This window comes from Vulcanococcus limneticus LL (assembly GCF_943369875.1).
Classification (GTDB): Bacteria; Cyanobacteriota; Cyanobacteriia; order PCC-6307; family Cyanobiaceae; genus Vulcanococcus; species Vulcanococcus limneticus_A.
The window spans coordinates 79,662-102,445 of the sequence record NZ_CALROT020000001.1; the positions used below are offsets into that span (position 1 = coordinate 79,662).

Here is a 22,784-nt window from a genome sequence, read left to right on the forward strand (position 1 = left end):
GGGCCTCAGCCGCCCCCCGGGCGCTGGCGCCCCATCCGCTGCAGCAGGGCCGTGATCCGCAGCCGGTTGAAGCGCTGCAGCAGCAGGCAGGGCAGGTTGAAGGCCGTGGCGAACAGCAGGTTCAGCAGCACCCCCGCAGGCGGCAGCCACAGGGCCGTGGCGATCCAGAACGGCCACAGGGCCAGGTGCACCAGCTCGGCCCGGCGGGTTTCGGCCACCAGTCGCCGCAGCGCCTGCCCATCCCGCCCCACCAGGCTGGCCTTGCGGACGCCGCCGGCAAAGGCGGTGCCGGCATCCGGCAGCCGGTGCTTCCAGCGGCGGATCTGCAGCCAGCGCTCGTAATCCGCGGGCCGCTCGCCCCAGGCCCTGGGGGCGGTGAGCCAGCTGTCGCGCTCCAGGGCCGCCGGGGGCAGCCGCTGGGCCAGCCAGCCGATCAGCACCGACCAGCCCAGCCAGCCGCCGGCGCAGGCCAGGATCCTCCAGGCATCCGCCGGCATGGGGGATCTCCGGCCTCAGGCGCGCAGCAGTTCCTGGGCCAGGGGCGCCAGGGCCTGGGAATCACGCACCAGCTGGGGGTGGGTGAGCACCGGCAGCTGGTGCCGCGGCCCCACCGGCAGCACGGCGCTCCAGCCGGGCAGCACCATCAGATCCAGGCCTGAATAGAAACTGCAGCAGTCCACCTGGCGCAGGCTGTCGAGGTCGGCATCGAGGCGCTGCAGCAGCGGGCTGCCCGGCTTGAGGTCGGCGATACCGGCCAGCAGCTGCCGCGGCCAGGGCTGGGCCGTGAGCGTGCCCTGCTGGGGGCTGCCCAGGCTGATGAAGCGGCGTGTGCGGCGATACCCCCCCTGCAGCTGGATCCAGGTGCGGCCGATCACCCCACCCATCGAAAAGCCCAGCAGGTCCACCGGCCGGGAGGGGCCGAACGCCGCCTCGATCTGGCGGCCCAGCCACTCGGCCAGCTCCTGCACGGGGGTGGTGCCGAAGCGCACCGGCAGGGCGGGCACGAGCAGTTCCTGGCGCCCCTCGCCCAGGTGGCGCCGCAGCCGATCGAACACCCGCGGGCTGTCCATCAGGCCGTGCAGCAGCACCAGCGGCGGGGTGGCCGTCGGCGTGGAACCCTTCGCGTTGCGCATCACTGCATTCAAGGCCAGATCGCGCGGGGCCGCCGTCCGCCCGGCGGAGGGGAATACCGGCCGGGCGGAATCCCCTGGCCTGCGCCCCTGGTCGGAGCCCCCGGGCCGCAGGCCACAGAATGCAGCCCAGGCCCCCTCGCCCGCCCTGCCGCCGCTGCGGCACCGCCATGCTCACCGCGCTCCAGCTCCGCCAGTTCAAGTCGTGGCAGGACACGGGGGCTGTGGCCCTGGCGCCGGTGACGATGCTGCTGGGCACCAATTCCTCGGGCAAGTCGTCGCTGATCCAGAGCCTGCTGCTGCTCAAGCAGACGGCCCGGTCGCCCGATCGCACCGTGCACCTCGACCTCGGCGGCGAGGAGGGCACCGCCAGCTTCCACTTCGGCGACTTCGCCAGCCTGCTCAAGCAGGGGGCCCGCCCGCGCCGCGTCGGCATCGGCTTCAGCTTTGCCCGCCGCGGCAGCACGGAGCGGGTGGCCAGCGGCCGCTTCCAGGCCAGCTACGGCCAGAGCGCCAGCGGTGCCGTGGTGGTGCAGGAGCTGACCCTGGAGGACGGGGACGGCCAGCGCTTCCGGGCCGTGCGCCGCGAGAAGGGGAGCTACGGACTGCTGCTGGGGGCCGCGAACCAGTCCCAGGGCCACAGTCCCGCCTTCTGCCCCGAGCGCTCGATCGCCCTGCCGGCCCATGCCATCGCCCAGCTGGGTGCCGCCGGTGCCCGCGCCGAGGACCTCAGCCTGGCGATCCGCCGCGAACTGGAGGAGATCCTCTACCTCGGCCCGCTGCGCCGAAGGCCCGAGCGCGACTACCAATGGGACCGGGCCCGACCCGGTGAGATCGGCAGCGACGGCGGCCGCTGCATCGACATCCTGCTGGCCGATGCGCTGCTGCCGGGCCCGGAGCGCCACGCCATCGTCAACGGGGTGTCCCACTGGCTGCAGCGCATGGGGATCGCCCAGCAGCTGCAGGTGCGCCCGCTCGGCCGCTCCGGCCGCTACGAGCTGGTGATCGACCAGGAGGCGGTGGCCGCCAACCTGCACGACGTGGGCATCGGCCTCTCCCAGGTGCTGCCGGTGCTCACCGTGGCCTTCTTCGCCCCGCCCGGCAGCACCGTGATCCTGGAGGAGCCGGAGATCCACCTGCACCCCCTGGCCCAGTCGGTGCTGGCCGAACTGTTGGTGGAGGTGAGCCAGAGCCGCCGGGTGCAGTTCATCGTGGAGACCCACTCCGAGCACCTGTTCCGCCGCATGCAGACCCTGGTGGCCCGCCAGGCCATTGCCCCCGCTGACTGCGCTCTCTATTTCGTGGACAAGCGGGCGGGCAGCTCCCAGCTGCGCCGTCTCAGCCTCGACGACTACGGCCGGCTGCTGGATTGGCCCGAGCACTTCTTCGGCAATGCCATGGGCGATGCGGAGGAGCAGGCGCGGCTGATGTTCGAGCGGCAGATGTTGGAGCGTCAGATGGCCGAGCGCCAGCGGACTGGACGGCAGCACCCGGAGCGCCCGGCGGCCCGGCCATGAGACCCCGCTACGTGGTCGACACCAACGTGCTGATCGCCGGCAGTGCCGGCGACCCGCAGCAGCACCGCCCGATCGCCGCCACCCCGGAGGATCCCGCCCTGCGCCTGGCGGTGTGGCAGTGGCTGAAGGCGTTCAAGGAGTCGGAGAGCCGGCTGGTGCTCGACGGGGCGGGGCGCATCTTCGAGGAATACCGCCACCAGCTGGGCTTCGGCGACTACGGCCACCAGGTGGTGCTGCACAAGTGGAGCACCTGCGCCAGCGATGTGGTGGAGATCGCCTACGACGCCGACGGCAACGCCGTGCTGCCGGCGGATCTGCAGCCGGTGGTGCACGATCTGGCCGACCGCAAGATGGTGGCCGCCTGCGCCGAGGCGATCCGGGTGCACGGCGCCTGCTGGATCGCCTTCGCCGGCGACACCGACTGGCACGGCTGGGAGCAGGCCCTCAGCGCCCACGGCATTCCGCTGGAGCCGGTGATCGAGGCCTGGTCGCGCCAGAAGTACGCTGAAAAGGAGGACCACGGCCCGCGGGATCAACGCCCGCAGCACCACCGCCATGGCGAGGCCCCCGATCAGCGCCCCACTTAGCGCCCTGATCAGCGCCCAGATCAGCGCCACTGACAGGGCCTCTGCCCGCGCAGGGGCCCCGGGGCCAACCGCGCCATGACCCCTGCCGTCGACCCTGCCATGACCAGCGGCGCCGGGAGCCCGGAGTTCTTCCGCTTCCCCCACACCCCCCACCTCGCCTGGCTCGGCAGCGGCGATGTGCGCGGCGACAAGGTGCTCACCCCGCCCGAGGCCGAGCACTTTCTGCAGGCCCACCTGTCGGTGGAGGAGAAGGTGGATGGGGCCAACCTGGGCCTCTCCCTCGGCCCCGATGGCCTGCTGCGGCTGCAGCAGCGGGGGGAGTATCTGCAGGCGCCGTTCCAGGGCCAGTTCACCCGCCTGGGCTCCTGGCTGGCGGTGCATGGGCCGGCGCTGACGGCCTTTCTCTCGGAGCCGCAGCACCGGGGCCTGGTGCTGTTCGGCGAGTGGTGCGCCGCCCGCCACTCGCTCGACTACGGGGCCCTGCCGGATCTGTTCCTGCTCTTCGACGTGGTGAACCCCCGGGACCCGCGCTTCTGGAGCGCGGCGCGGCGCAATGCTCTGGCCCAGCAGCTGGGCCTGGCGGCCGTGCCCACCCTGCACCGGGGCCGGCTGGATCTGCCCGGGGTGGTCGCCCTGCTGGACAGCGCCCCCAGCCGCTACCGCAGCGGGGCCCCCGAGGGCTTCGTGCTGCGCCACGACGACGCCGACTGGTGCCTGTCGCGCAGCAAGCTGGTGCGGCCGGAATTCACCCAGGCGATCGCCGAGCACTGGCGCTCCCAGCCCCTGGTGTGGAACCAGGTGGATTACGGCGCCGCGCCCGAACCTGCCGGATACGGGTCTCCGTAGCCCAGCTCACCTCCAGGGACCGTTCAACCCCGCGAGACTGGTCCACGAGAAGCCAGCCATATCCGGGCCCCAGCTCCATGCGTGAAATCGTGTTCCGGGTGCTCCCCGATCGGCCAGGTCGCCTCCAGGCCACCGCCGAGAACGAGACGATCCACATCGAGGCCGACTCCCTCGAAGAACTCCAGCACGAGGCCCGCGAGGCCCTGATCGAACGGCTGGGTCCCTCCCACGTGGCCTACCGCGTGCGGCTCAAGCGCAGTCAGGCGGCGGTAGTGGCTCGGCCCTGCCCCCGGCCCTTGCCGCTGGGCTGATCCAGCCCAGGACCATCAACACCGAATCAGTCGGAGAGTCCCGCCCGGGCCATCTTGGTGAAGGCCACGAAGTTGCGGCGTTCCGACTCCGTGCCCACGAAGGAGATGCCGATCCTGGAGTTGCTCTGGCCCAGCCGGCACCAGCGCACCACCCCCTGAATCTTGCGGCCCTCGTCCATCGCCTGCTCCATGGGGCGGTTGTCGTATTGGGCCACCTCGATGGCCACCACATCGCCCACGCTCACCTCCAGCCGTCCCCGGCGGATGGCACAGGCGCCGCCCTCGTTGATGTCGTAGAGGTTGGCCATGCCGCTGCCGGCCTTGGGTAGATGCAGCTGGATCGGTGTCGCGGAGGGCATCACCTCCCGCTCGGCGCGGCCACTCTGGTCCGGCTGCAGCGGCGCGGCACTCGTCATCGGCTTCCCTGTTGTGCGCGGACCTCTCTCCCATTAAAGGAACGGGGCCCGGGGACCAGGCCCGGCGCCGCAGATCTTGACCTTCACCGGCCGCCGCGGCGCCGTGTCCGCGCGAACCGGCGGGGCCGCGGCTCCCATGGGACAGTCCAGGTACGATCGGATCCCGCCGCGATGTCCCTCTCCCCCGCCGAGCTGCTCGAGGTCCAGCGCTGGCGCTACGCCACCAAGGTCTTCGATCCCGGCCGCACCATCCCGCCCGAAACCTGGGAGGCCCTGGAGGAGTCGCTGGTGCTGAGCGCCTCCTCCTTCGGTCTGCAGCCCTGGAAGTTCCTGGTGATCGATGATCCGGCCCTGCGGGCCGAGCTGCGCGTCCACTCCTGGAACCAGGGCCAGATCACCGACAGCTCCCATCTGGTGGTGCTGCTGGCCAAGCGCCGCATCGACGCCGCCGACGTGGATCGCCTGATCACCACCACGGCCGAGACCCGGGGCCTCGATCCCGCCAGCCTCGATGGCTACCGCCAGCTGCTGGAGACGACCGTGCTGCAGGGCTTCAGCCCCGAGCGCGCCGACCAGTGGGCCGTCAATCAGGTCTACATCGCCCTGGGCAACCTGCTCACCTCTGCGGCACTCCTGCAGGTGGACACCTGCCCGATCGAGGGCTTCTCGCCGCCGGACTACGACCGGATCCTCGGCCTGGAGGGCAGCCCCTACCGCACGGCGGTGGTGGTGGCCCTGGGCTACCGCAGCGCCGACGACAAGTACGCCGGCCTGGCCAAGGTCCGCTACCCGCGCCAGGAGCTGATCGAGCGGCGCTGAGGCCCTAGCGCGCCGCTGCCGGGCTGGTCTGGACCCGCAGCACCTGATGCTCCGGGTCCCAGCTCCACTGGGGCTTGAGTTCCCCGGCGGCCTGGCGCCGGCCCTGCCGTTGGCGCCAGGCCGCCAGGTCCCGCTGCAGCGGCCCGTTCAGGTAGCGCTGTGCCTCCTGCAGCCGCCGGGCCTGGCCGGGATGGGAGCCCAGGGGATCCTCCGGGGCGTAGTCGGCATCGAGCTGGGCGCTGCTGAGCAGCTGCTGCACGCAGGCCTTGGGGTCGTGGCCGGCGATGGCGGTCATCAACATGGCGCCGCGGTCGGCCGCCAGCTCCTGCTGCTGCGAGAGCTGGGCCAGGGCGCGTTGGCGGGCCTGCTCGGGGAGGTCCTTGTAGGTGCCGTTGGCCGCCAGGGAGGCCAGATAGGAATGGCGGCGCAGCACGTGGCTCAGCTCATGGGCGATTACGCAGCGCAGGGCCGGGCGGTCGCCGTCGTGCACGAGGAAGAAGGAGCGATCGAAGGTGATCAGCCCATGGGGATAGCTGCGGGCCTGGGCGGAGCCGAACAGATAGGAGAGCCGGCGGATCTGGCGCTGGGCGGGGCTGGTGGCCTCCGCCGGCGACTGGTGGGCCCAGTTGGCGCAGGCATCGCCGGCCTCCCTGTCCTGCTGGCTGGCCTTGCAGAGGCCGGCCTTCTCGGCCCAGTAGGGGGCCGCATCCCCGAGCTCCAGTCCGAAGCGGAGCGGGGTGGTCTGGATGCGATTGGCGCGCAGTAAGGGCTCCGCCACGGCCTGAACCTCCGCCAGCTCCCTGGGGATCGGAGCCTCGCCGCAGCCGGCCAGCGCCAGCAGCAGCCCCAGGGCCGCCAGGGGGCGAGGCAGACGGTGCGCGCAGAGACGGCCCGCGCAGACAGGGCGCATGGCGAGGCGGTGCACGGGCTGGAGGCGCACCAGGGGCTCAGGCGTGCTGGGGCATCCGGTCGGTGAGCTGGAGCGTGGTGAGCTCGAAGCGCAGCCAGGTGTGCAGCTGGTGGCGCTCCGCATCGAAGACGAAATCGAGCACCCGTCCGGCGCTCACGGCGATGCCGCGCACCGGGGCCAGGCTGCACTGGCCCACCACGCTCACCCACTCGATCGGCGCGTCGAGCTGGCGCGTGAGCAGGTCCATCAGCTCTGGGGTCACCGGCAGGGCCATGGCGCAGCTCGCGTCTGAGCCCGGCCTAGCCAGCCTGGGCTGGGATGGGGCCTGCTCCACGGTTTTCCTGCAGATCCCCGCCCCTGCGCCGCCCCCAGGGCTGCGGTTGCCGCGGCGGCCGCGGCTGGCTAGGGGAGAGGAGCGGGGCCCACCCGGCCGCCGTTGAGGCCGTCGCCATGGATTCCTCGCCATGCACTACCACGCCGTTCCCGATCGGGTCTTCCAGCGCTGTGTGGAGCTGCGGCGCCGGCTGCATCGCCACCCGGAGCTGGCCTTCGAGGAGGTGGAGACCGCCGCGCTGATCAGCGCCGAACTCGAGGGCCTGGGCCTGGTGCCCAGCTACGGGGGCAAGGGGAGCGGCGTGGTCGCCGATCTGCCCGGCCCCGGGCCCCTGATCGCCCTGCGGGCCGACATGGACGCCCTGCCGGGCGAGGAGAGCACAGGCCTGCCCTTCAGCTCCGCCATCCCCGGCGCCATGCACGCCTGCGGCCACGACGCCCACATGGCGATGCTGCTGGGGGCCGCCCATCTGCTGGGCGCCGATCCGCCGGGGGTCGGCGTGCGCTTCATCTTCCAGCCGGCGGAGGAGAAGGGCGGCGGGGCCCGCACGGTGATCGCCGCCGGGGCCCTGGAGGGCGTCGGCGCGATCTTCGGCGCCCATGTCACCCAGCACTACCGGGTCGGCGAGGTGATGGTGGCGGAGGGGGTGATCACGGCTCAGTCCGATCGGTTCACGATCACGGTGCGCGGCCGAGGCGGCCATGGCGCCCGCCCCCATGAGGCCACCGATGCGGTGGTGATCACGGGCTTCCTGATCACCGCCCTGCAGACGCTGGTGTCGCGCGAGGTGGACCCCGTGCATCCGTCGGTGGTCACGATCGGCCGGGTGGAGGCCGGCACGGCGCCGAATGTGATCGCCGAGACGGCGCGGCTGGAGGGCAGCATCCGCAGCACCCTGCCCCGGGTGCGCGAGCAGCTGCACAGCGGCATCCGGCGCATGGCGCGGGCCCTCGGCGACCTGCACGGCGCCAGCCTCAGCGTGGAGATCCAGGAGGGCTATCCGCCGGTGGTGAACACGGCCGCCGAGGCGCAGCTGGCGGAGCGCACGGCCCGGCGGGTGGTGGGGGACGGCGGCCTGGTGCGGCTCGATCACCCCAGCATGGGCAGCGAGGACTTCGCCTACTACCTGCAGCGCGTTCCCGGCTGCTACGTGCGCTTGGGGGCGCGGCCCGCTGGCCAGGAGCAGGCCTTTGTGCCGCTGCACAGCCCCGCCTTCGACATCGATGAGGGGGTGCTGCGGGTGGGGGCGGCCTTCTTCGACCAGCTGGTGCGGGAGGCCGCGGCCGCCCGGCGTGCCGTCCCCTGAGGCAGGCCGATGGAGTTCTGCCCCTCGCCGGGCTTCACGGTGGGCCTGGAACTGGAGTTCCAGCTTCTCGATCCCGCCAGCTGGGATCTGGTCGATGGGATCCTGCCGCTGCTGGACACCTACCCCGCCCAGCAGGCCGTCAAGCCCGAGTTCATCCAGAACACGGTGGAGCTGGTCTCGCCGCCGGCGGCGGGCCTGGGCGAGCTGGAGGCGTCACTGCGGCCCCTGCTGCGGGAGCTGCTGGCCCACTGCGACCGCCTCGGCATGGGCCTGTGCGGCGCCGGCACCCACCCCTTCTATCGCCGCTCGGCGCTGGTCACCCCCGGCCGGCGCTACGCCGCCATGGAGCAGGCCAGTGGCTGGCTGGGCCACAACCAGGTGACCTTCGCCACCCACGTGCACCTGGGCCTGCCCGACGGCGAGGAGGCCGTGACGCTGATGCGCGAGCTCAAGCCCTTCCTGCCCCTGCTGATCGCCCTCTCGGCCAGCTCCCCCTTCTGGCACGGCGCCGACACCCGCTTCGCGGCCTTCCGCCAGCGGGTGCTGGCCTCCGCCCGCACCTACGGCACCCCGCCCGACTTCGCCTGCTGGGCCGAGTTCGAGCGCTTCTTCGCCACCATGCGCCGCGCTGGCCTGCTGCAGGCCCTCAACGACATCCACTGGGACCTGCGGCCCCGGCCGGATTTCGGCACCCTGGAAGTGCGCGTGATGGACGCCCAGCCGACCCTGGCGCGGGCCCTGGATCTGGTGGCGCTCGTGCGGGCGCTGTGCCGGTTCCTGCAGCACGGGCGCCACGATCGCGCCCTGGTGCCGCCGCTGATCCCCCTGCCCTGGTGGTCGCAGAAGGACAACGGCTACGCCGCCTGCCGCGATGGTCTTGAGGCCCAGCTGATCACCAGCGCCGACGGCGACCTCCAGCCGCTGCGGGCCGTCGCCCAGCGCACCTTTCGCCTGATCGAGCCCTTCGCCGCGCCCGACGAGCTTCCTCGCCTCAGGCGCCTGGCCGCCGCTCTGGAGGCGGACCTCCCCTACCGCCGCCAGCGCCAGCTCCATGGCGCCAGCGGGTCGCTGCCGGCGGTGGTGAGGGCCCTGGCCCAGGAGCTGCGCGCTGACGTGGAGGCGGGATCGGCCTGAGGGCAGCCGCTGGCGTTGGCAGGGGCCGGCGTGTCGCGGTGGATGGCCGTCGCCATGGCCCAGCATGGGAGCACTCCCGCCCTGTCTGCCCCATGGCTGATCCTCAGAGCCCCGCCCAGGCCTGCGATGCAGCGGCCGGCCACGGCCCGCTGGATCTGATCCACCGTGCCGCCATCCAGACCGCCCGGGACCTGCTCGCCGCCGAGAAGCAGGTGGAGAGCCTGCGCCATGAGCTGGCGGCCGCCGAGCACCACGCCCGTTCCCTGCGCCAGCAACTGGAGATGACCGTGCACCGCATCGACAAGGCCACGCCCGCGGCCTGAGCGCTGCGGTCACCCCCACAGCGGCCGCGCCGTCGTGCTGCCGCCTGGGTCCGGCTCCCGGATCAGGGCGTGATCCGCACCTCGGCGCCCGCCGGTGTCCGCTGGAACAGCCAGCGCGCCGTGGGGCTGGAGACGCGGATGCAGCCGTGGCTGCGTCGCACGCCGAAGGCCTGGCGGGCCGCCTCCTGCCAGGGGGCGGGATGGATGCAGATCCGATCGGGCCGCAGACCGCCGCCCCCCAGGCACATCACGTGGGCCACGGCGGGGATGCGGTAGCCCTCGCCCACGATCGGCGTGCTGGCGTACTTGCCGGCCACCCGGAACTGCCCGGCGGGCGTGGGCATTGAGGCCAGGCCGGTGGAGACGAGGGCGCGATAGAGCCGCCGTCCCTCGCCATCGAAGGCCGTGAGGCGCTGCTCGGAGAGATCGATCAGCAGCAGGGCCACCGGGCCAGCCGCCGCCGGGGCTGATCCCCCCGGGGCCGGCGCCGCTGGAGCGGATCGGGGCGGGGCGCTCGGGGCCTGGGATTTCGGCTTGGCGGGGGCCGGCGGCTGGGGCAGGGGCGGCAGGGGGGGTGGCGGAGCCTGCTGGGGGCTGTCGGGCTGGGGCGACGGCGGCAGCCCGGGCTGGGGGAGATCCGGCTGCGGGGCCGACGGTGCTGGCTGGGGCGATGGCGCTTCCGGTTGCGGTGTCTCCTGCTGGGGCGCCGGGGGCTGGGGCGCCACTGGCTCGGGTTGTGCCGGGGCCGCTGCGGGTGAGAGCTCTTCGGCGCGGCTGGGCTCTGGCAGGGCTGGCGCCAGGCCGAGGCCCACCAGGAGGGAGCCCAGCAGTGCCATTCCGGTGATGCGCCTCACGTCCATGCCCTCCCGTCCATCCCGTCTGCTCGATGCCCTCTTGTTGATGCCGCCGTGTCGACGCCGTTGCGGTGACGCCATCGCGTTGACCGCGCCACGGCTGCGGTGCGGCCTCCCCCCCCCACGCCTTAGCCACTGGAGGCGACTGTCGCCATCGATCAATCCCGACCACCGGCTCCGTCGTGATGCGGGGAACACAGGCCGCCGCATCAGCTGCGGCGGCAGCCGTGGCCCCGCTGGTCCATCGTGGGATCGATGACACCGTCACGTCCATGACCAGCGCCCCCGAGTCCACCCCGGCCACCGACGAGCCGAACCCCCGCGTTCAGCAGGTGCTGGATGCCGTGGAGGCCGCTGCCGTCACCCCCGAGGACGCGCTGCGGATCAGCCTGGAGCTGCTGGGCTTCGTGGAGGAATACCACCTGGAAACCCTGGAGGAGCTGCTGGGGGATGCCGAGGCCGACGCCATCAGCGTGGCCGTCTGGGCCGCCGACAGCGCCCGCCTCAAGACCGCCCGAGAGGTGCTGGAGGAGGTGCTCGGCGATGACGAGGACGAGGAGGGCGAGGACCTGGACTTCGGGGACGAGGCCGAGGACGCCTGAGCCCCTGATCCCCTGGGCTGCTCCGGTGGGCTCCCGCGGCCCGGCGCGGCCAACTCCCCTAGGAGAGCAGGGTTCTGGACAAGATCTGGAAGGGCCTCGGGTGAACCACCACCCTTGGCCCCAGCCCGAGGGCTACGCCATCGTGAAATGCCGCTCCGGCGCCAGCATGGCTGAGCGTCCTGGGGCCGGTGCGCTCAGGCAGCCAGCTCCAGCAGTGGAATCAGCTGCTCCAGGGCCACGCCACGGCTGGCCTTGAGCAGCAGCTGATCGCCCGGGGCCAGCCACTCCCGCAGCAGCGGCGCCGCCTCGGCCGGGCTCGACACCCGCCGCAGCCGGGGCAGGCCCGCCGCCGCCGCCAGCATGGCCTCCCCCTCCTGGCCGCCATCGACGATCACCAGGCCGTCGAGCTCCAGCTCCCGGGCCCGCTCGGCCACCTGGCGGTGCAGGGCCAGGCTCTGTTCCCCGAGTTCGAGCATGGTGCCCAGCACCGCGAAGTGCCGCCCGGGCTGGCGCTGCAGCAGGGCCAGGGCCGCGAGCACCGCCTCGGGGGAGGCGTTGTAGGTCTCATCCAGCACGGTGATGCCGCCGATGCTCTGGCGACGGCTCCGCCCGCCCGGCAAGGCCACCTCCAGGGGATCCAGCCGGCCGGGCTCCAGCCCCAGCTCCTGGGCGACGGCGAGGGCCAGCAGCAGGTTGCGGGCGTTGTGCTCCCCCTCCAGGGGCAGCGGGATCCGCGCCTCTCCCAGGCGAAGCACCGTGCCGTCAGCCTCCAGCTGGCCGGTCATCCCGGGGGGAGGCAGTGGGGCCGCCACCGGCGCGGCGCCGGTGGCCTCGGCATCGGCGCCCCTGGGGGCCGCCAAGGCCACGCGCACCACCCGCCCCGACCACACCCGCGCCAGGGCCTGCTCCAGCAGGGCATCGCCGGCGGGGATCACCACGAGCCCATCGGGGCGTAGGCCCGCCGTGATCTCGCACTTGGCGGTGGCGATGGCGGCGCGGCTGCCCAGGCGGCCGATGTGGGCCGTGCCGATGTTGGTGATCACGGCGATGTCGGGCTCGGCGCAGCGGGAGAGCCGATCGATCTCCCCGAGGCCACGCATGCCCATCTCCACCACCACGGCGCGGTGGTCCGGCCCCACCTTGAGCAGGGTGAGCGGCACGCCCACGTCGTTGTTCTCGTTGCCGCTGCTGGCCAGCACCGGCCCCAGGGGGGCGAGCACGGCGCGGATCAGCTCGCGGGTGGTGGTCTTGCCGGCCGAGCCCGTGACCGCCACCACCGGCGTCCGCAGCTCCTGGCGCCACAGCTGGCCCAGCTCCTGGTAAGCCGCCAGGCTGTCGTCCACGAGCCAGGCCGCCAGGCCGGGGGGGAGACCCGCCTCCCGGCCCCGCTGCACCAGGGCGGCCTGGGCCCCCAGACGGGCCGCCTCCGGCAGGAAGGCGTGGCCGTCGAAGCGCTCCCCCACCAGGGGCACGAACAGGGCCCCGGCCGCCAGCTGGCGGCTGTCGGTGCAGATGGGGCCCAGGGGCTGATCGGGGTCGACGGCGGCGCCGATCGGGGCTCCCCAGCGTTCGATCAACCGGCTCAGCAGCATGGGCTCAATTCCGCTCGGGAGGACTGAGCAGAATCATGCCGCCGCCCACCACCGCCTCCCGGCCCAGCAGGGCTCCATCGGCAGCGCGCAGCTGCAGGTGCTCGTAGCCCAGGCCCAGGGCCAGCTGCTGCCAGGTGTCGGCGCGGCGCTGCTGCTCGGCCCCGCTCAGGCCCTGGAAGCCGTCGCCCAGCACCAGCTGCAGGCTGGCGCTGGCGGGCTCGGCGCTGGCGGAGCTCAGCAGACCCGCCGCCGCCGGGCTGGCGAGGAGGTCGGCCAGGGGATCGGGCGGCACCATGGATCCCGGCAAGGCCGCGGCTTCGGGCGTCGCCGCTGCCGTGGGGGCCGCCTCCGCGAGGCTGGGGTCTGTCTCTGGGGTTGTGCGGGCCTCGGATCGGCTGGTGCCAATTGGGGCGTCGGAGGCGTCGGCAGCGCTGGTGGCTGGAGCGGCCACCGCGTTTGTCGGGGACGCTGCTGCCGGGGGCTCCATCGCGACAGTCCCGGAGCGGGGTTCAGGCGCAGCGCTTGCTGGGCCCGCGGCCGGGCTGGTGCCTGGCCTCTCCTGAGGCATCTCCAGGGGCATCTCGGCCGGGGGCGCTGGGGATGCCGGTTCCCCTGGCCCGACGGCTGGCCCGCCCAGCCTTCGGCCCAGCCCCACCCCCACCAGGAGCAGCGCCGCCAGCGCCAGGGCCAGCAGCAGGGGCCAGAACAGGGGCGCCAGGTCCCGGGGCCAGGGGCCAGGGCGGGGCAGATCCCCCTGGCCATTGCGGCGCCACAGTTCCTGCAGGCCCAGCCGCAGGCTGGCGGCCACCGCACGCAGGTCCTCGGCCAGGGCCCGCCAGGGGCTGCGGTAGGGCGCCGGCAGGTTGGTGCTCGGCTCCGGCCGGCTCATGGGGGAGATCGCAGGGGCGGTGCCGTCCGGCTGCGGCCGGGAGTCAGCCTCCCGAGCGGCGCCGCAGCAGCGCCAGGGGGTTGAACCGGGCCGCCAGGGAGGCGTCGGACGCGTCGGCCTGTTCCTCGCCGGTGCTGGTGCCGGCCGGGGTCGGATCGGCGGCGGCGGCCTGGCCCTGGCTCCAGCCCGGAGCGGCCTCCCCGTTCAGCGGCTCCCCGCCCCGGCGGCTGGGATCCGCGTCCTGGCCGAGGGAGAACTGCTCCACGGCCTGGGCATCGGGCGAGGGCTCCTTGATGCCGCGCACCTCCTTGTACATGCGGTCGTACTCCAGGGCGGAACGCTCCCAGCTGTGGTCCGCCGTCATGGCGCGGCGCTGCAGTTCCCGCCAGCTGTCGGCGTGGCGGAAGGCCTCCCAGGAGCGCACGATCGAGGTGTAGAAGTCCAGCGGGTCGTAGCGGTCGAAGCAGAAGCCCGTGCCGCTGTGGTGGGCCGGGTCGTGGGGCGGCACCGTGTCCACCAGGCCACCGACGCGGCGCACCACCGGGATCGAGCCATAGCGCATTGCCAGCAGCTGGCTGATGCCGCAGGGCTCGAAGCGGCTGGGCATCAGGAAGGCGTCGCTGCCGGCGTAGATCAGGCGGCTCAGGGCGTCGTCGTAGGTGAGGAACACCGAGAAGCGGCCGGGGTGGCGCGCCGCCATCTGCCACAGCCCCGATTCCAGGCTGCGATCGCCGGTGCCCAGCACCACGATCTGGCTGTCGGAGTAGGCGAGCACCCGATCGGCCACCTGCAGCAGCAGATCGATGCCCTTCTGGTCCACCAGCCGGCTCACCACCCCCATCAGGTAGCTGCCGGGATTCACGCTCAGGCCCATGCGCTCCTGCAGGGCCGCCTTGCAGAGGGCCTTGCCCCCCAGGTCGTCGGGGCTGAAGGTGGCCGGCAGGCTGGGGTCGGTGGCGGGGTTCCAGTCGTCCTGATCGATGCCGTTGAGGATGCCGCGCAGCTTGCCGCTGATGTAATTCAGCAGCCCATCGAGCTTCTCGCCGTATTCAGCGGTGCGGATCTCCTGGGCATAGGTGGGCGACACCGCATTGACCCGATCGGCATAGAGCAAGGCGGCCGCCATGGTGTGGTCCCCCTGCATGTACCAGGGGCACCAGGTGATGCGGTCCAGCTTCCAGCGCCAGGGCCCCTGGTATTTGAGGTTGTGGATCGTGAAGACCGTGCTGATCTCCGGGTCCTGGTGCATCCACACCGGGATCATGCCGGTGTGCCAGTCGTGGCAGTGCAGCACCTGGGGCTTCCAGTGGTTCCAGGCGAATTCCGCGGTGGCGCTGGCGAAGAAGGTGAAGCGCCAGTCCTCGTCCTCGCCGCCGTAGATGCGCTCCGGGTCGAACACCGGATGGCCTACCAGATACAGCGGCAGGCCCGTGGTGGGATGGCGGCTCTCGTAGATCGCGAAGTCGGTGCCCATCGTGTGGCCGCGCCACACCGGCTCGCTGGAGATCGTGAGCTTGCTCCACAGCCGGCCGTAGCCCGGCATGATCACGCGCACGTCGTGGCCGAGGGCCGCGAGGGCCGGCGGCAGCGAGCCCACCACGTCCCCCATGCCGCCCACCTTCACCATCGGGGCGCATTCGGCTGCCGCAAACAGCACGCGCATGGGGTCGATCACCACAGGTGGCGCAACTCTACGGGGGGTCTCCGGCGCTCCCGTTCGCGGCGAACCGCGGCGCCCTGGCCTCAGGGCAGCACCGTCACCGGCGTGCCGATCTGCACCAGCTCATACAGGTCGCGCACGTGCTCGTCGTAGAGGCGCACGCAGCCGTGGGAGATGGCACGGCCCACGGTCCAGCGGTGGGGGGTGCCGTGGAAACCCGCCACCACGCAGCCCTGCACGTCCAGGTAGCGCTCGCCGTCCCAGCCCTTGCGGCCCGTGCAGTCGCGGTGGAAGCCGATCCAGCGGCTGCCCAGGGGGTTGGCGGGGCCGGGCCCCACCCGCTTGCCGTTCTGCGGGTGCTCCCAGACCGGATCGACCTGCTTCTCCATCACCTGGAAGCGGCCCGCCGGCGTCTCCCAGCCCACCATGCCCACGGCGGCGGGGAAGCGGCGGCGCAGCTCGCCGTTCTCCAGCAGCATCAGCTGGCGCCTGCTGCGATCCAGCACCACCTGCAGCCCGGTCTGCAGGCGCAGCTCCTCCGGCACCGCAGCCAGGGCCACCGCATCGCTGATCGGTGGCGCCGCGGGGGGGATCGGGTCGGCCTGCCGGGCGTGGCCGGCCGCGGGCGCCAGGATCCCCAGGCCGGTGGCGGTCGCCAGCAGCAGGGGGGCCAGCCGAGCGGGGGCAGGCGGCAGGGGAAGCGAGACGGGAAACCGCGGCACAGCGGCGCAGAGTTCAGGTCGCTGCCTGGACCCTAGCGAGGGCAGGCCCTACGGCAGCCAGGGTGAGCCGGAGAAGTCCGGCGGCCGCTTCTCCAGGAAGGCATTGCGGCCTTCGCGGCCCTCCTCGGTTCGGTAGAAGAGGTGGGTGGCCTGGCCGGCCAGCTCCTGGAGCCCCGCCATGCCGTCGGTTTCAGCGTTGAAGGCCGCCTTGAGGCAGCGGATCGCGGTGGGGCTGTGGCCCAGCACCTCCCGGGCCCAGGACACCCCCTCGGCCTCCAGCTGCTGCAGGGGCACCACCGTGTTCACCAGGCCCATGGCCAGGGCCTGCTCGGCGTCGTACTGGCGGCAGAGGAACCAGATCTCGCGCGCCTTGCGCTGGCCCACCAGCCGGGCCAGGTAGCTGGCGCCGAAGCCGCCATCGAAGCTGCCCACCCGCGGCCCCGTCTGGCCGAACACGGCGTTCTCGGCCGCGATCGAGAGGTCGCACAGCAGGTGCAGCACCTGGCCGCCGCCGATGGCGTAGCCGGCCACCAGGGCGATCACCACCTTGGGCAGGCTGCGGATCAGGCGCTGCAGATCGAGCACGTTCAGCCGCGGCAGGCCCTCGTCGTCCACGTAGCCGCCGTCGCCGCGCACGCTCTGGTCGCCGCCGGCGCAGAAGGCCCAGCCCCCGTCGGCGGCCGGACCGGCCCCCGTGAACAGCACCACGCCGATGCTGGGGTTGTCGCGCACCCGAGAGAAGGCGTCGAACAGCTCGCTCACGGTGCGGGGCCGGAAGGCGTTGCGCTTGTGGGGGCGGTTGATCGTGATGCGGGCGATGCCCTCCTCGCTCAGGTCGAAGAGGATGTCGGAGTAGCTCCCCTGGGGGATCCAGCGCACGGGAGATGGCTGCGGGGTGAGCATCGGCCAGGCTGGTGGTGCCGGCCATTCTGGGGCGCGGCCTTGGTGTCCCCTGGGGCCGTCCGGCCCGGCAGGCTCGCCACCCGGGTCAGCGCGGCTCTGCGGCCGCCGGCGCGCTGGCCAGCTGCTGGGCCACCGTCGCCCGCAGCTGCTGGCGCAGCCGGGCATCGCCACGGCGGTCGCTGTGCAGCACGATCAGGGCCATCGGCTGCTCCGCCGCCCAGGCCAGGGCCGCTCCGAGCTCCGCCAGGCTCGCCAGGGGCCGCAGCGGAACCCCATGGGCGGCCGCCAGGGCGCCGTGGTCCACCGCCTGGGGCATGGCGAACAGGCGCTCGAAATCCAGGGGCGCCTCCCCGCCGCCCGGGGCTGCCTGCGGGCGGATCGGCAGCTGCTCGAAGATGCCGCCGCCGCCGTTGTCCACCAGCACCACCGTCAGCCGGCAGCCGGCCGCGGCGAGCTGCGTTCGCCACAGCCAGCCATTGGCGTCGTGCAGCAGGGCCAGATCGCCCGTGAGCAGCACCAGCTCGCCTTCCGCCAGGGCCAGGCCGGCGGCGATCGAGAGGGTGCCATCGATGCCGGAGGCGCCGCGGAAGCCATGCACCCGTCGCTGGGGCGCGGCCGGATCGGCAAAGCTCTCCCAGTCCCGCACCGGACTGCTGCTGGCGAGCATCAGCGGCAGCCCGGCGGGCAGCAGGCGGCTGAGGGCCCGCGCCAGGGCGGGTTCGCTGGTGGCCCCTGGGGATCCCCCACCGGCGTCCACGGGGCCCGGGGGGTGATCCCCAGGCCGGCTGAGGCTCCGATCCAGCTCCGCCTGGGCCAGGGCCTCGGCCCGTCGCCAGCGCACGGCCAGCTCCAGGGCCTCGGCCCCGGGCCCTGGGATGGGGGCTGAGGCCTCATCCGCCAGCCGCGGCCCGGCCCGCTCCAGCCAGGCGGCCAGGCCCTCGCCGCGGCGGGCCGTGGCGCTGCCGCTGGCATCCAGGTTGCGCGGCTCGGCCTCGCTGATCAGGAGCTGGGGGCCGCGGGTCGCGGCAATCCACAGCTGCAGGCGCCGGCTGGCGGGCATGGGGCCCAGGCGCAGCAGCTGGGGGGGCGCCAGCGCCCCGGGGGGCTCGGCCAGCACCAGGTCGTAGGCGGCCACCAGCTCCAGACCGGGCCAGCCCCGCAGGCCCGAGAGTCCATCGGCCAGCACCGGCCAGCCCGTGCGCCGCTGCCAGCGCAGCAGGGCGGCGGCAAAGCGCTCCAGCCCGGCGGCGGTGCCCCGCCAGGGGCCGGCCACCACGACCCCAGGCCGATCGGGATCCAGGCCGCCGAGGGGACCCGCCGCCAGGTCATGGGCCGGGTTACGGGCCAGGTCATGGGCCCGGGGCTCGATCCACTCCTGGGCCAGCACCGGCAGCTCAGCGGCCAGCTCGGCCAGCTCCTCCGCCCCGGCGTGCAGCGGCTCCTCAAAGGGCAGGTTGAGGTGTACCGGCCCCAGCGGGGCCCGCAGGGTGGCCTCCCAGGCCTGGTGCGCCAGGGCTTCGATCGCGGCCTGATCCATGGCCGCCAGGCCGCGCCCGTCGCCCGCCAGACAGGCCCGGCAGCTGGCCACCAGGAACTGCTCCTGGTTCACGGTCTGGTTGGCGCCGCAGCCCTTCAGCCGGCTGGGTCGATCCGCCGTGAGCAGCAGCAGCGGCACGCTGCCGCTGTCGGCCTCCACCGCCGCCGGCAGCAGGTTGGCCACCGCCGTGCCGGAGGTCGTCACCACCGCGGCCGGCAGCCCGTCGACCCGCCCCAGCCCGAGGGCCAGGAAGGCGGCGGAGCGCTCATCCACGCCCGTGAGCAGCTGCAGGCCGTGGCGCTCCAGCAGGCCCGCGGCCACCGCCAGGGGGGCCGAGCGGCTGCCGGGGCAGAGCACCAGGCGCCGCAGGCCCTGGCGCTGCAGTGCCAGCAGCAGGCGGAGGGCGGCCCGCAGGTTGGCGGCGGCCCGGGTGGGGAAGGCGGGAGCGGGCACCGGCGCCGGCGGCTGGTGAGGATGGACCGATCATGCTGACCGGACCGTCCGCCCATGGCCGATACCTCCTCTCCCCCGGCCGACGCTGCCGGCGCCGAGCCCCAGGGCCTGCAGGGGTGGCTGCGGCGCTGGCTGCCCCTGCTGGCCTGGGTCGTCGTGGCCCTGCTGCTGCGCTGGGCGGTGGTCGAACCCCGCTGGATCCCCTCCGGCTCGATGCTGCCCACCCTGCAGCTGCAGGACCGGGTGCTGGTGGAGAAGCTGCGGCCGCGGCTGCACCGCCCTCTGCCCCCCGGCACCATCGTGGTGTTCCATGCTCCGCCGGCCCTGGTGGCGGCCGGCTATGACCCCGACGCGGCCCTGATCAAGCGGGTGGTGGCCGAGCCGGGCGATGTGGTGGAGGTGCGGGACGGTCAGCTGATCCGCAATGGCAGCCCGGTGGCGGAGCCCTGGCTGCGTGAGGCCATGGACTACAGCCTGCCGCCGCTCACGGTGCCCGCGGACGCGCTCCTGGTGCTGGGGGACAACCGCAACGCCAGCCTGGATTCCCATCTCTGGGGCCCGCTGCCCAGCCGCGAGGTGATCGGCACCGCGGTGTTCCGCTACTGGCCCCTGGACCGGCTCGGTCCGATTCGGTTCTCCCCCCAGGGCCGCCGCGAGGGCCTCAACCAGTTGGGGTAGTGTTGCGCCGTGACGCGGAGCACACCGGAGATGTTCAACCCGGAGTTCCTGACGAGCGAGAACGAGGCGATCGGCACCAATTCGCTGATCCAGTACCTCCAGGAGCAGTCTCCCGACGTGCTGCAGCGGGTGGCCCGCTCGGCCAGCGGCGACATCCAGGACATCATTCGCCACAACGTGCAGGGTCTGCTCGGCATGCTCCCCGGCGAGCAGTTCGAAGTGAAGATCCAGGCCAGCCGCGACAACCTGGCCGGCCTGCTGGCTTCGGCGATGATGACCGGCTATTTCCTGCGCCAGATGGAACAGCGCATGGAGCTGGAAGCCTCCCTGTTCATTGATGCCGACCAGGACGTCGATCCGGGCGAGCTGAAGCTCTGAGTCCCACTTGATAGGGCCTCAGGGCACGGGCTGGTCGGGGACCACCCCCAGCTGCAGCAGGCGGTCGTCGATGCCGGCCAGGTAGGCCCAGTTGCCGTCCCGGGGGGCCCAGGGGCGGGCCTCGATCTGATCGGCGAGGGCCGCCAGCTGTCCGGGCGAGCAGGCGATCGGTGCCTCGTAGTGGGCGGGCACCAGCCAGCGCACCCCCTCCAGGGCGGCCAGCCGTCGCAGCCAGGCCACCAGGGGCTGGCGGGCCCGCGGAAACACCAGCCGCTCCAGCACCGGCGCGATCTGCAGCCGCGGCCGCCCGTCCTCCAGCAGGGCCTCAAAGGCGGTCTGCCAGCCGGAGCGCCAGCGGAACGGATAGAGGCCGAAATAGCTGCGCGGGCTGCGCAGCCCCGGCCGCAGGGCCTGGCCCAGCACCTCGCCCAGGGGCGGCACCGCCAGGGGCTCGGGCCGCAGGTAGGAGGCGAACAGCACCAGCCGTCGCCAGCCCCGCCGACGCTGCTCGAGGCCATCCTGCAGGGGCTCGTCGCCCCGCTCGCGGGCATGGAACAGCAGCGGCGTGGGGTCCGCGGCGAAGAGTTCGGGGGGCTCGGCGCCGATCGCCACCAGGGCATCGGTCACCAGCAGGGCGCCGCTGGCCCGGTGCAGGCAGGCCAGTTCCTGGAAGCGCCCCACCCCCAGGTCCAGGGGGCCCAGCGATTCCCACAGCAGTTCGTCGGGGTGGGGCCAGCCGTCCTCGCCCAGCACCCGGGTGCGGCCGGGGGGGAAGCCCAGCCAGGCCAGGGGCAGCCGCAGTGGGAAGCTCCACTGCCCCGGCGTCACCCACACCTGGGCCGCGGGGAAGGCCCGGGCCATGGCGGGCACCGGCAGCTTGTGCTCCAGCCCTGAGGCCGTGGGCAGCACGATGGTGGTTACCGGGCCGAAGCGCTGCTCCAGCTCCCGCAGGGCTGAGCGCACCTCGCCCGTGGGCGCCACCGGCGCGTAGAGCAGCAGCCCGGCCCGCAGCCGCACCACCGTCATCCGGATCGGCACCGCCACGTAGAACACCCCCTGCAACTGCTCGAAGCTCCACAGCTGCTCGGGGATCAGCTCCCGCACCAGGGTGCGGCGCCGGCCGTAGGGGTAGAGGGGCAGCAGCGGCCACCAGGGCCAGGACTGCTCGCGGCGCGCACCGGTCATCGTCACCCGTCCAGCCCCCGTCTCAAGCTCCGTCACCCTCCAACCTCAGCGGGCCCGCTGGGCCAGCAGGCCATGGCGGGGCGCGAACAGGAACGCCAGCAGGAACAGCCCGGTCTGCACCAGCACGATGCAGCCGGCGGTGGAGGCATCCAGCCAGTAGCTCAGGTAGATGCCCATCACGCTGGAGAGCATCGCCGAGGCGATGGCGATCCAGCTCATCCGATCGAAGCGGTCCGTCAGCAGGTAGGCGGTGGCTCCGGGGGTCACCAGCATCGCCACCACCAGGATGATGCCCACCGTCTGCAGGCCCGCCACCGCCGCCAGGGAGAGCACCGCCAGCAGCAGGTAGTGCAGAACTCCGGTGTTGAGGCCGATCGAGCGGGCGTGGGTGGGATCGAAGCAGAACAGGATCAGGTCGCGCCGGAACACCAGCAGCACCGCCAGCACCAGGCCGCTGATCAGCAGGGTCTGCTGGATGTCGGCGGCGCTGATACCGAGCACGTTGCCGAACAGGATGTGGGTGAGGTCGATCGAGCTGCGCAGCTTCGAGATCAGCGTCAGGCCCAGGGCGAAGAAGCCGGTGAACACCAGGCCGATCACCGTGTCCTCCTTGATCCGTGTCATCTGCTTGATGTAGCCGATCAGGGCCACCGAGCCCACGCCGAACACGAAGGCGCCCACGGCGAAGGGCAGCCCCAGGGCGTAGGCGATCACCACCCCCGGCATCACCGCATGGGAGACCGCGTCCCCCATCAGGGCCCAGCCCTTGAGGGTGAGGTAGCAGGAGAGCAGGCCGCAGACCGTGGCCACCAGCAGGCTCACCAGCAGGGCCCGCACCATGAAGGCGTGGCTGAGGGGCTCCGTGAGCCAGAGCAGGGCGTCCATCAGCGGCCCCTCCCCGGGCTCGTCCCCACGCCGGCCACCGCGGCGCTGAAGGTGCGCGCCAGGTTCTCCTCGGTGAACACCTCGTCGATCGCCCCGTAGGCCAGCACGGTCCGGTTGATCAGCACCACCTGGTCGCAGAAGCCTCTCACGTGGGAGAGGTCGTGGGTGGAGATCAGCAGGCTGCGGCCCTCGCGCCGGAACTGCTCGAACAGCTCCACCATCAGCCCCTCGGTGCGGATGTCCACGCCGTTGAAGGGCTCATCGAGCAGCAGCACTGTGGCCCCCTGGGCCAGGGCCCGGGCCAGGAAGGCCCGCTTGCGCTGGCCGCCGGAGAGCTCGCCGATCTGGCGGTCCTGCAGGTCCGCCAGGGCCACCCGCTCCAGGCTGTCGCGCACGGCCTGGCGGTCCTGGGGCCGTGGCTGGCGCAGCAGGTTCATGCGGCCGTAGCGGCCCATCATCACCACGTCGGCCACGCTCACCGGGAAGTTCCAGTCGACGCTCTCGGTCTGGGGCACGTAGGCCACGGCCTGCTCGCGGCGGGCCTGGGCCAGGGGGGCGCCGTTGATGCGGATCGTGCCGCGGGATGGCCGCACGAAGCCCATCAGCGCCTTGAACAGGGTGGATTTGCCGGCGCCGTTCATGCCCACCAGGCCGCAGATGCTGCCGGGGGCCACCCGCAGCGAGGCCTCGTGCAGGGCCACCACCCCGTGGTAGTCCACGCAGAGCCCCTCCACGGCGATGCGCTCGGGTGGCAGGGGAGCGGATGCATCGGAGCCGGAGGGCAGGGTCTCGCGGGGCGGATCAACCATCGCC

The 22,784-nt window shown here is 73.0% G+C and carries 26 protein-coding genes; 11 read left to right on the forward strand and 15 right to left on the reverse strand.

Annotation, left to right across the window (positions count from 1 at the left end; all coding sequences use genetic code 11):
* Positions 1-5 precede the first annotated feature (5 nt).
* Together ACLV7J_RS00360 and ACLV7J_RS00365 are read right to left on the reverse strand one after the other, a co-directional pair.
* Positions 6-497: a hypothetical protein gene (locus tag ACLV7J_RS00360; protein ID WP_411867151.1), complete on the reverse strand. Its 492-nt coding sequence runs from the start codon at positions 495-497 to the stop codon at positions 6-8.
* Positions 498-512: 15 nt separating this feature from the next.
* Positions 513-1,133 (reverse strand): esterase/lipase family protein, encoded by a 621-nt coding sequence (locus tag ACLV7J_RS00365; RefSeq protein WP_411867152.1) that lies wholly within the window; start codon positions 1,131-1,133, stop codon positions 513-515.
* Between the two features lie 167 nt (positions 1,134-1,300).
* Between ACLV7J_RS00365 and ACLV7J_RS00370 the strand changes: the two genes are divergently transcribed.
* The 4 genes from ACLV7J_RS00370 to ACLV7J_RS00385 all read left to right on the forward strand — a co-directional run bounded on the left by ACLV7J_RS00370 (position 1,301) and on the right by ACLV7J_RS00385 (position 4,391).
* Positions 1,301-2,647: an AAA family ATPase gene (locus ACLV7J_RS00370; RefSeq protein ID WP_411867153.1), complete on the forward strand. Its 1,347-nt coding sequence runs from the start codon at positions 1,301-1,303 to the stop codon at positions 2,645-2,647.
* On the forward strand, positions 2,644-3,234 hold the full coding sequence (locus tag ACLV7J_RS00375; RefSeq protein ID WP_411867154.1) for a hypothetical protein: 591 nt from the start codon (positions 2,644-2,646) through the stop codon (positions 3,232-3,234). The genes ACLV7J_RS00370 and ACLV7J_RS00375 overlap by 4 nt, the downstream gene beginning before the upstream one ends.
* 75 nt (positions 3,235-3,309) lie before the next feature.
* On the forward strand, positions 3,310-4,080 hold the full coding sequence (locus ACLV7J_RS00380) for an RNA ligase family protein (RefSeq protein ID WP_411867155.1): 771 nt from the start codon (positions 3,310-3,312) through the stop codon (positions 4,078-4,080).
* Positions 4,081-4,157: 77 nt separating this feature from the next.
* On the forward strand, positions 4,158-4,391 hold the full coding sequence (locus ACLV7J_RS00385) for a hypothetical protein (RefSeq protein ID WP_411867156.1): 234 nt from the start codon (positions 4,158-4,160) through the stop codon (positions 4,389-4,391).
* A gap of 26 nt (positions 4,392-4,417) precedes the next feature.
* On the opposite strand, the gene ACLV7J_RS00390 is transcribed toward ACLV7J_RS00385, so the two are convergent.
* The gene (locus ACLV7J_RS00390; RefSeq protein WP_411867157.1) at positions 4,418-4,807 is read right to left on the reverse strand and encodes a PilZ domain-containing protein; all 390 of its coding nucleotides are present in this window, start codon (positions 4,805-4,807) and stop codon (positions 4,418-4,420) included.
* Between the two features lie 171 nt (positions 4,808-4,978).
* On the opposite strand from ACLV7J_RS00390, the gene ACLV7J_RS00395 reads away from it, so the two are divergent.
* Entirely contained in the window at positions 4,979-5,626 is a 648-nt protein-coding gene (locus ACLV7J_RS00395) for an NAD(P)H-dependent oxidoreductase (protein ID WP_411867158.1), read from the forward strand.
* Positions 5,627-5,630: 4 nt separating this feature from the next.
* Here ACLV7J_RS00395 and ACLV7J_RS00400 read toward each other — a convergent pair whose 3' ends face one another.
* Together ACLV7J_RS00400 and ACLV7J_RS00405 are read right to left on the reverse strand one after the other, a co-directional pair.
* Positions 5,631-6,536, reverse strand: a complete 906-nt coding sequence (locus ACLV7J_RS00400; RefSeq protein ID WP_411867159.1) for a M48 family metalloprotease — start codon at positions 6,534-6,536, stop codon at positions 5,631-5,633.
* A gap of 37 nt (positions 6,537-6,573) precedes the next feature.
* Positions 6,574-6,810 (reverse strand): hypothetical protein, encoded by a 237-nt coding sequence (locus ACLV7J_RS00405; protein ID WP_411867160.1) that lies wholly within the window; start codon positions 6,808-6,810, stop codon positions 6,574-6,576.
* A gap of 190 nt (positions 6,811-7,000) precedes the next feature.
* Here ACLV7J_RS00405 and ACLV7J_RS00410 point away from each other — a divergent pair, with 190 nt between their 5' ends.
* From ACLV7J_RS00410 to ACLV7J_RS00420, 3 genes are all read left to right on the forward strand, one after another.
* A complete protein-coding gene (locus ACLV7J_RS00410) occupies positions 7,001-8,176 on the forward strand; it encodes a M20 metallopeptidase family protein (protein WP_411867161.1) in 1,176 nt (391 codons plus the stop codon).
* Positions 8,177-8,185: 9 nt separating this feature from the next.
* On the forward strand, positions 8,186-9,310 hold the full coding sequence (locus tag ACLV7J_RS00415; RefSeq protein WP_411867162.1) for a YbdK family carboxylate-amine ligase: 1,125 nt from the start codon (positions 8,186-8,188) through the stop codon (positions 9,308-9,310).
* Between the two features lie 92 nt (positions 9,311-9,402).
* Positions 9,403-9,633, forward strand: coding sequence for a hypothetical protein (locus tag ACLV7J_RS00420; protein ID WP_411867163.1), 231 nt, complete (start codon positions 9,403-9,405; stop codon positions 9,631-9,633).
* A 62-nt stretch (positions 9,634-9,695) separates the two neighbouring features.
* Here the strand turns inward: ACLV7J_RS00420 and ACLV7J_RS00425 are convergent, their stop codons facing one another.
* A complete protein-coding gene (locus ACLV7J_RS00425; protein WP_411867164.1) occupies positions 9,696-10,469 on the reverse strand; it encodes a L,D-transpeptidase in 774 nt (257 codons plus the stop codon).
* Between the two features lie 290 nt (positions 10,470-10,759).
* Between ACLV7J_RS00425 and ACLV7J_RS00430 the strand changes: the two genes are divergently transcribed.
* A complete protein-coding gene (locus tag ACLV7J_RS00430) occupies positions 10,760-11,089 on the forward strand; it encodes a hypothetical protein (RefSeq protein ID WP_411867165.1) in 330 nt (109 codons plus the stop codon).
* A 194-nt stretch (positions 11,090-11,283) separates the two neighbouring features.
* On the opposite strand, the gene ACLV7J_RS00435 is transcribed toward ACLV7J_RS00430, so the two are convergent.
* From ACLV7J_RS00435 to menD, 6 genes are all read right to left on the reverse strand, one after another.
* On the reverse strand, positions 11,284-12,681 hold the full coding sequence (locus ACLV7J_RS00435; protein WP_411867166.1) for a UDP-N-acetylmuramoyl-tripeptide--D-alanyl-D-alanine ligase: 1,398 nt from the start codon (positions 12,679-12,681) through the stop codon (positions 11,284-11,286).
* A gap of 4 nt (positions 12,682-12,685) precedes the next feature.
* Complete coding sequence (locus tag ACLV7J_RS00440; RefSeq protein WP_411867167.1) at positions 12,686-13,570, reverse strand: hypothetical protein; 885 nt, start codon at positions 13,568-13,570, stop codon at positions 12,686-12,688.
* 43 nt (positions 13,571-13,613) lie between these two features.
* A complete protein-coding gene (gene glgA, locus ACLV7J_RS00445) occupies positions 13,614-15,233 on the reverse strand; it encodes a glycogen synthase GlgA (protein ID WP_411867168.1) in 1,620 nt (539 codons plus the stop codon).
* Between the two features lie 80 nt (positions 15,234-15,313).
* A complete protein-coding gene (locus ACLV7J_RS00450) occupies positions 15,314-15,892 on the reverse strand; it encodes a L,D-transpeptidase (RefSeq protein WP_411867565.1) in 579 nt (192 codons plus the stop codon).
* A gap of 108 nt (positions 15,893-16,000) precedes the next feature.
* Entirely contained in the window at positions 16,001-16,855 is an 855-nt protein-coding gene (gene menB, locus ACLV7J_RS00455; protein WP_411867169.1) for a 1,4-dihydroxy-2-naphthoyl-CoA synthase, read from the reverse strand.
* 85 nt (positions 16,856-16,940) lie between these two features.
* Positions 16,941-18,845: a 2-succinyl-5-enolpyruvyl-6-hydroxy-3-cyclohexene-1-carboxylic-acid synthase gene (gene menD, locus ACLV7J_RS00460; RefSeq protein ID WP_411867170.1), complete on the reverse strand. Its 1,905-nt coding sequence runs from the start codon at positions 18,843-18,845 to the stop codon at positions 16,941-16,943.
* Positions 18,846-18,899: 54 nt separating this feature from the next.
* On the opposite strand from menD, the gene lepB reads away from it, so the two are divergent.
* Together lepB and ACLV7J_RS00470 are read left to right on the forward strand one after the other, a co-directional pair.
* Positions 18,900-19,523 carry a signal peptidase I gene (gene lepB / locus ACLV7J_RS00465; protein ID WP_411867171.1) on the forward strand — a complete coding sequence of 208 codons (624 nt, stop codon included), beginning with the start codon at positions 18,900-18,902 and terminating at the stop codon, positions 19,521-19,523.
* Between the two features lie 30 nt (positions 19,524-19,553).
* Positions 19,554-19,901, forward strand: coding sequence for a DUF760 domain-containing protein (locus tag ACLV7J_RS00470; RefSeq protein WP_255125793.1), 348 nt, complete (start codon positions 19,554-19,556; stop codon positions 19,899-19,901).
* An 18-nt stretch (positions 19,902-19,919) separates the two neighbouring features.
* Here the strand turns inward: ACLV7J_RS00470 and ACLV7J_RS00475 are convergent, their stop codons facing one another.
* The 3 genes from ACLV7J_RS00475 to ACLV7J_RS00485 are packed head-to-tail and all read right to left on the reverse strand — an operon-like array spanning position 19,920 to position 22,780.
* A complete protein-coding gene (locus tag ACLV7J_RS00475) occupies positions 19,920-21,086 on the reverse strand; it encodes a DUF4336 domain-containing protein (RefSeq protein WP_411867172.1) in 1,167 nt (388 codons plus the stop codon).
* 45 nt (positions 21,087-21,131) lie between these two features.
* Positions 21,132-21,971 (reverse strand): metal ABC transporter permease, encoded by an 840-nt coding sequence (locus tag ACLV7J_RS00480; RefSeq protein ID WP_411867173.1) that lies wholly within the window; start codon positions 21,969-21,971, stop codon positions 21,132-21,134.
* Positions 21,971-22,780, reverse strand: coding sequence for a metal ABC transporter ATP-binding protein (locus tag ACLV7J_RS00485; RefSeq protein ID WP_411867174.1), 810 nt, complete (start codon positions 22,778-22,780; stop codon positions 21,971-21,973). Before ACLV7J_RS00485 ends, ACLV7J_RS00480 begins: the two co-directional genes overlap by 1 nt.
* Positions 22,781-22,784: the final 4 nt, after the last annotated feature.

Coding starts and splice junctions, on each gene's coding strand:
- ACLV7J_RS00360 (WP_411867151.1), bottom strand. CDS start 497: ATGCCGGCGGATGCCTGGAGGATCCTGGCCTGCGCCGGCGGCTGGCTG.
- ACLV7J_RS00365 (WP_411867152.1), bottom strand. CDS start 1,133: ATGCGCAACGCGAAGGGTTCCACGCCGACGGCCACCCCGCCGCTGGTG.
- ACLV7J_RS00370 (WP_411867153.1), top strand. CDS start 1,301: ATGCTCACCGCGCTCCAGCTCCGCCAGTTCAAGTCGTGGCAGGACACG.
- ACLV7J_RS00375 (WP_411867154.1), top strand. CDS start 2,644: ATGAGACCCCGCTACGTGGTCGACACCAACGTGCTGATCGCCGGCAGT.
- ACLV7J_RS00380 (WP_411867155.1), top strand. CDS start 3,310: ATGACCCCTGCCGTCGACCCTGCCATGACCAGCGGCGCCGGGAGCCCG.
- ACLV7J_RS00385 (WP_411867156.1), top strand. CDS start 4,158: ATGCGTGAAATCGTGTTCCGGGTGCTCCCCGATCGGCCAGGTCGCCTC.
- ACLV7J_RS00390 (WP_411867157.1), bottom strand. CDS start 4,807: ATGACGAGTGCCGCGCCGCTGCAGCCGGACCAGAGTGGCCGCGCCGAG.
- ACLV7J_RS00395 (WP_411867158.1), top strand. CDS start 4,979: ATGTCCCTCTCCCCCGCCGAGCTGCTCGAGGTCCAGCGCTGGCGCTAC.
- ACLV7J_RS00400 (WP_411867159.1), bottom strand. CDS start 6,536: ATGCGCCCTGTCTGCGCGGGCCGTCTCTGCGCGCACCGTCTGCCTCGC.
- ACLV7J_RS00405 (WP_411867160.1), bottom strand. CDS start 6,810: ATGGCCCTGCCGGTGACCCCAGAGCTGATGGACCTGCTCACGCGCCAG.
- ACLV7J_RS00410 (WP_411867161.1), top strand. CDS start 7,001: ATGCACTACCACGCCGTTCCCGATCGGGTCTTCCAGCGCTGTGTGGAG.
- ACLV7J_RS00415 (WP_411867162.1), top strand. CDS start 8,186: ATGGAGTTCTGCCCCTCGCCGGGCTTCACGGTGGGCCTGGAACTGGAG.
- ACLV7J_RS00420 (WP_411867163.1), top strand. CDS start 9,403: ATGGCTGATCCTCAGAGCCCCGCCCAGGCCTGCGATGCAGCGGCCGGC.
- ACLV7J_RS00425 (WP_411867164.1), bottom strand. CDS start 10,469: ATGGCACTGCTGGGCTCCCTCCTGGTGGGCCTCGGCCTGGCGCCAGCC.
- ACLV7J_RS00430 (WP_411867165.1), top strand. CDS start 10,760: ATGACCAGCGCCCCCGAGTCCACCCCGGCCACCGACGAGCCGAACCCC.
- ACLV7J_RS00435 (WP_411867166.1), bottom strand. CDS start 12,681: ATGCTGCTGAGCCGGTTGATCGAACGCTGGGGAGCCCCGATCGGCGCC.
- ACLV7J_RS00440 (WP_411867167.1), bottom strand. CDS start 13,570: ATGAGCCGGCCGGAGCCGAGCACCAACCTGCCGGCGCCCTACCGCAGC.
- glgA (WP_411867168.1), bottom strand. CDS start 15,233: ATGCGCGTGCTGTTTGCGGCAGCCGAATGCGCCCCGATGGTGAAGGTG.
- menB (WP_411867169.1), bottom strand. CDS start 16,855: ATGCTCACCCCGCAGCCATCTCCCGTGCGCTGGATCCCCCAGGGGAGC.
- lepB (WP_411867171.1), top strand. CDS start 18,900: ATGGCCGATACCTCCTCTCCCCCGGCCGACGCTGCCGGCGCCGAGCCC.
- ACLV7J_RS00470 (WP_255125793.1), top strand. CDS start 19,554: ATGTTCAACCCGGAGTTCCTGACGAGCGAGAACGAGGCGATCGGCACC.
- ACLV7J_RS00475 (WP_411867172.1), bottom strand. CDS start 21,086: ATGACCGGTGCGCGCCGCGAGCAGTCCTGGCCCTGGTGGCCGCTGCTG.
- ACLV7J_RS00480 (WP_411867173.1), bottom strand. CDS start 21,971: ATGGACGCCCTGCTCTGGCTCACGGAGCCCCTCAGCCACGCCTTCATG.
- ACLV7J_RS00485 (WP_411867174.1), bottom strand. CDS start 22,780: ATGGTTGATCCGCCCCGCGAGACCCTGCCCTCCGGCTCCGATGCATCC.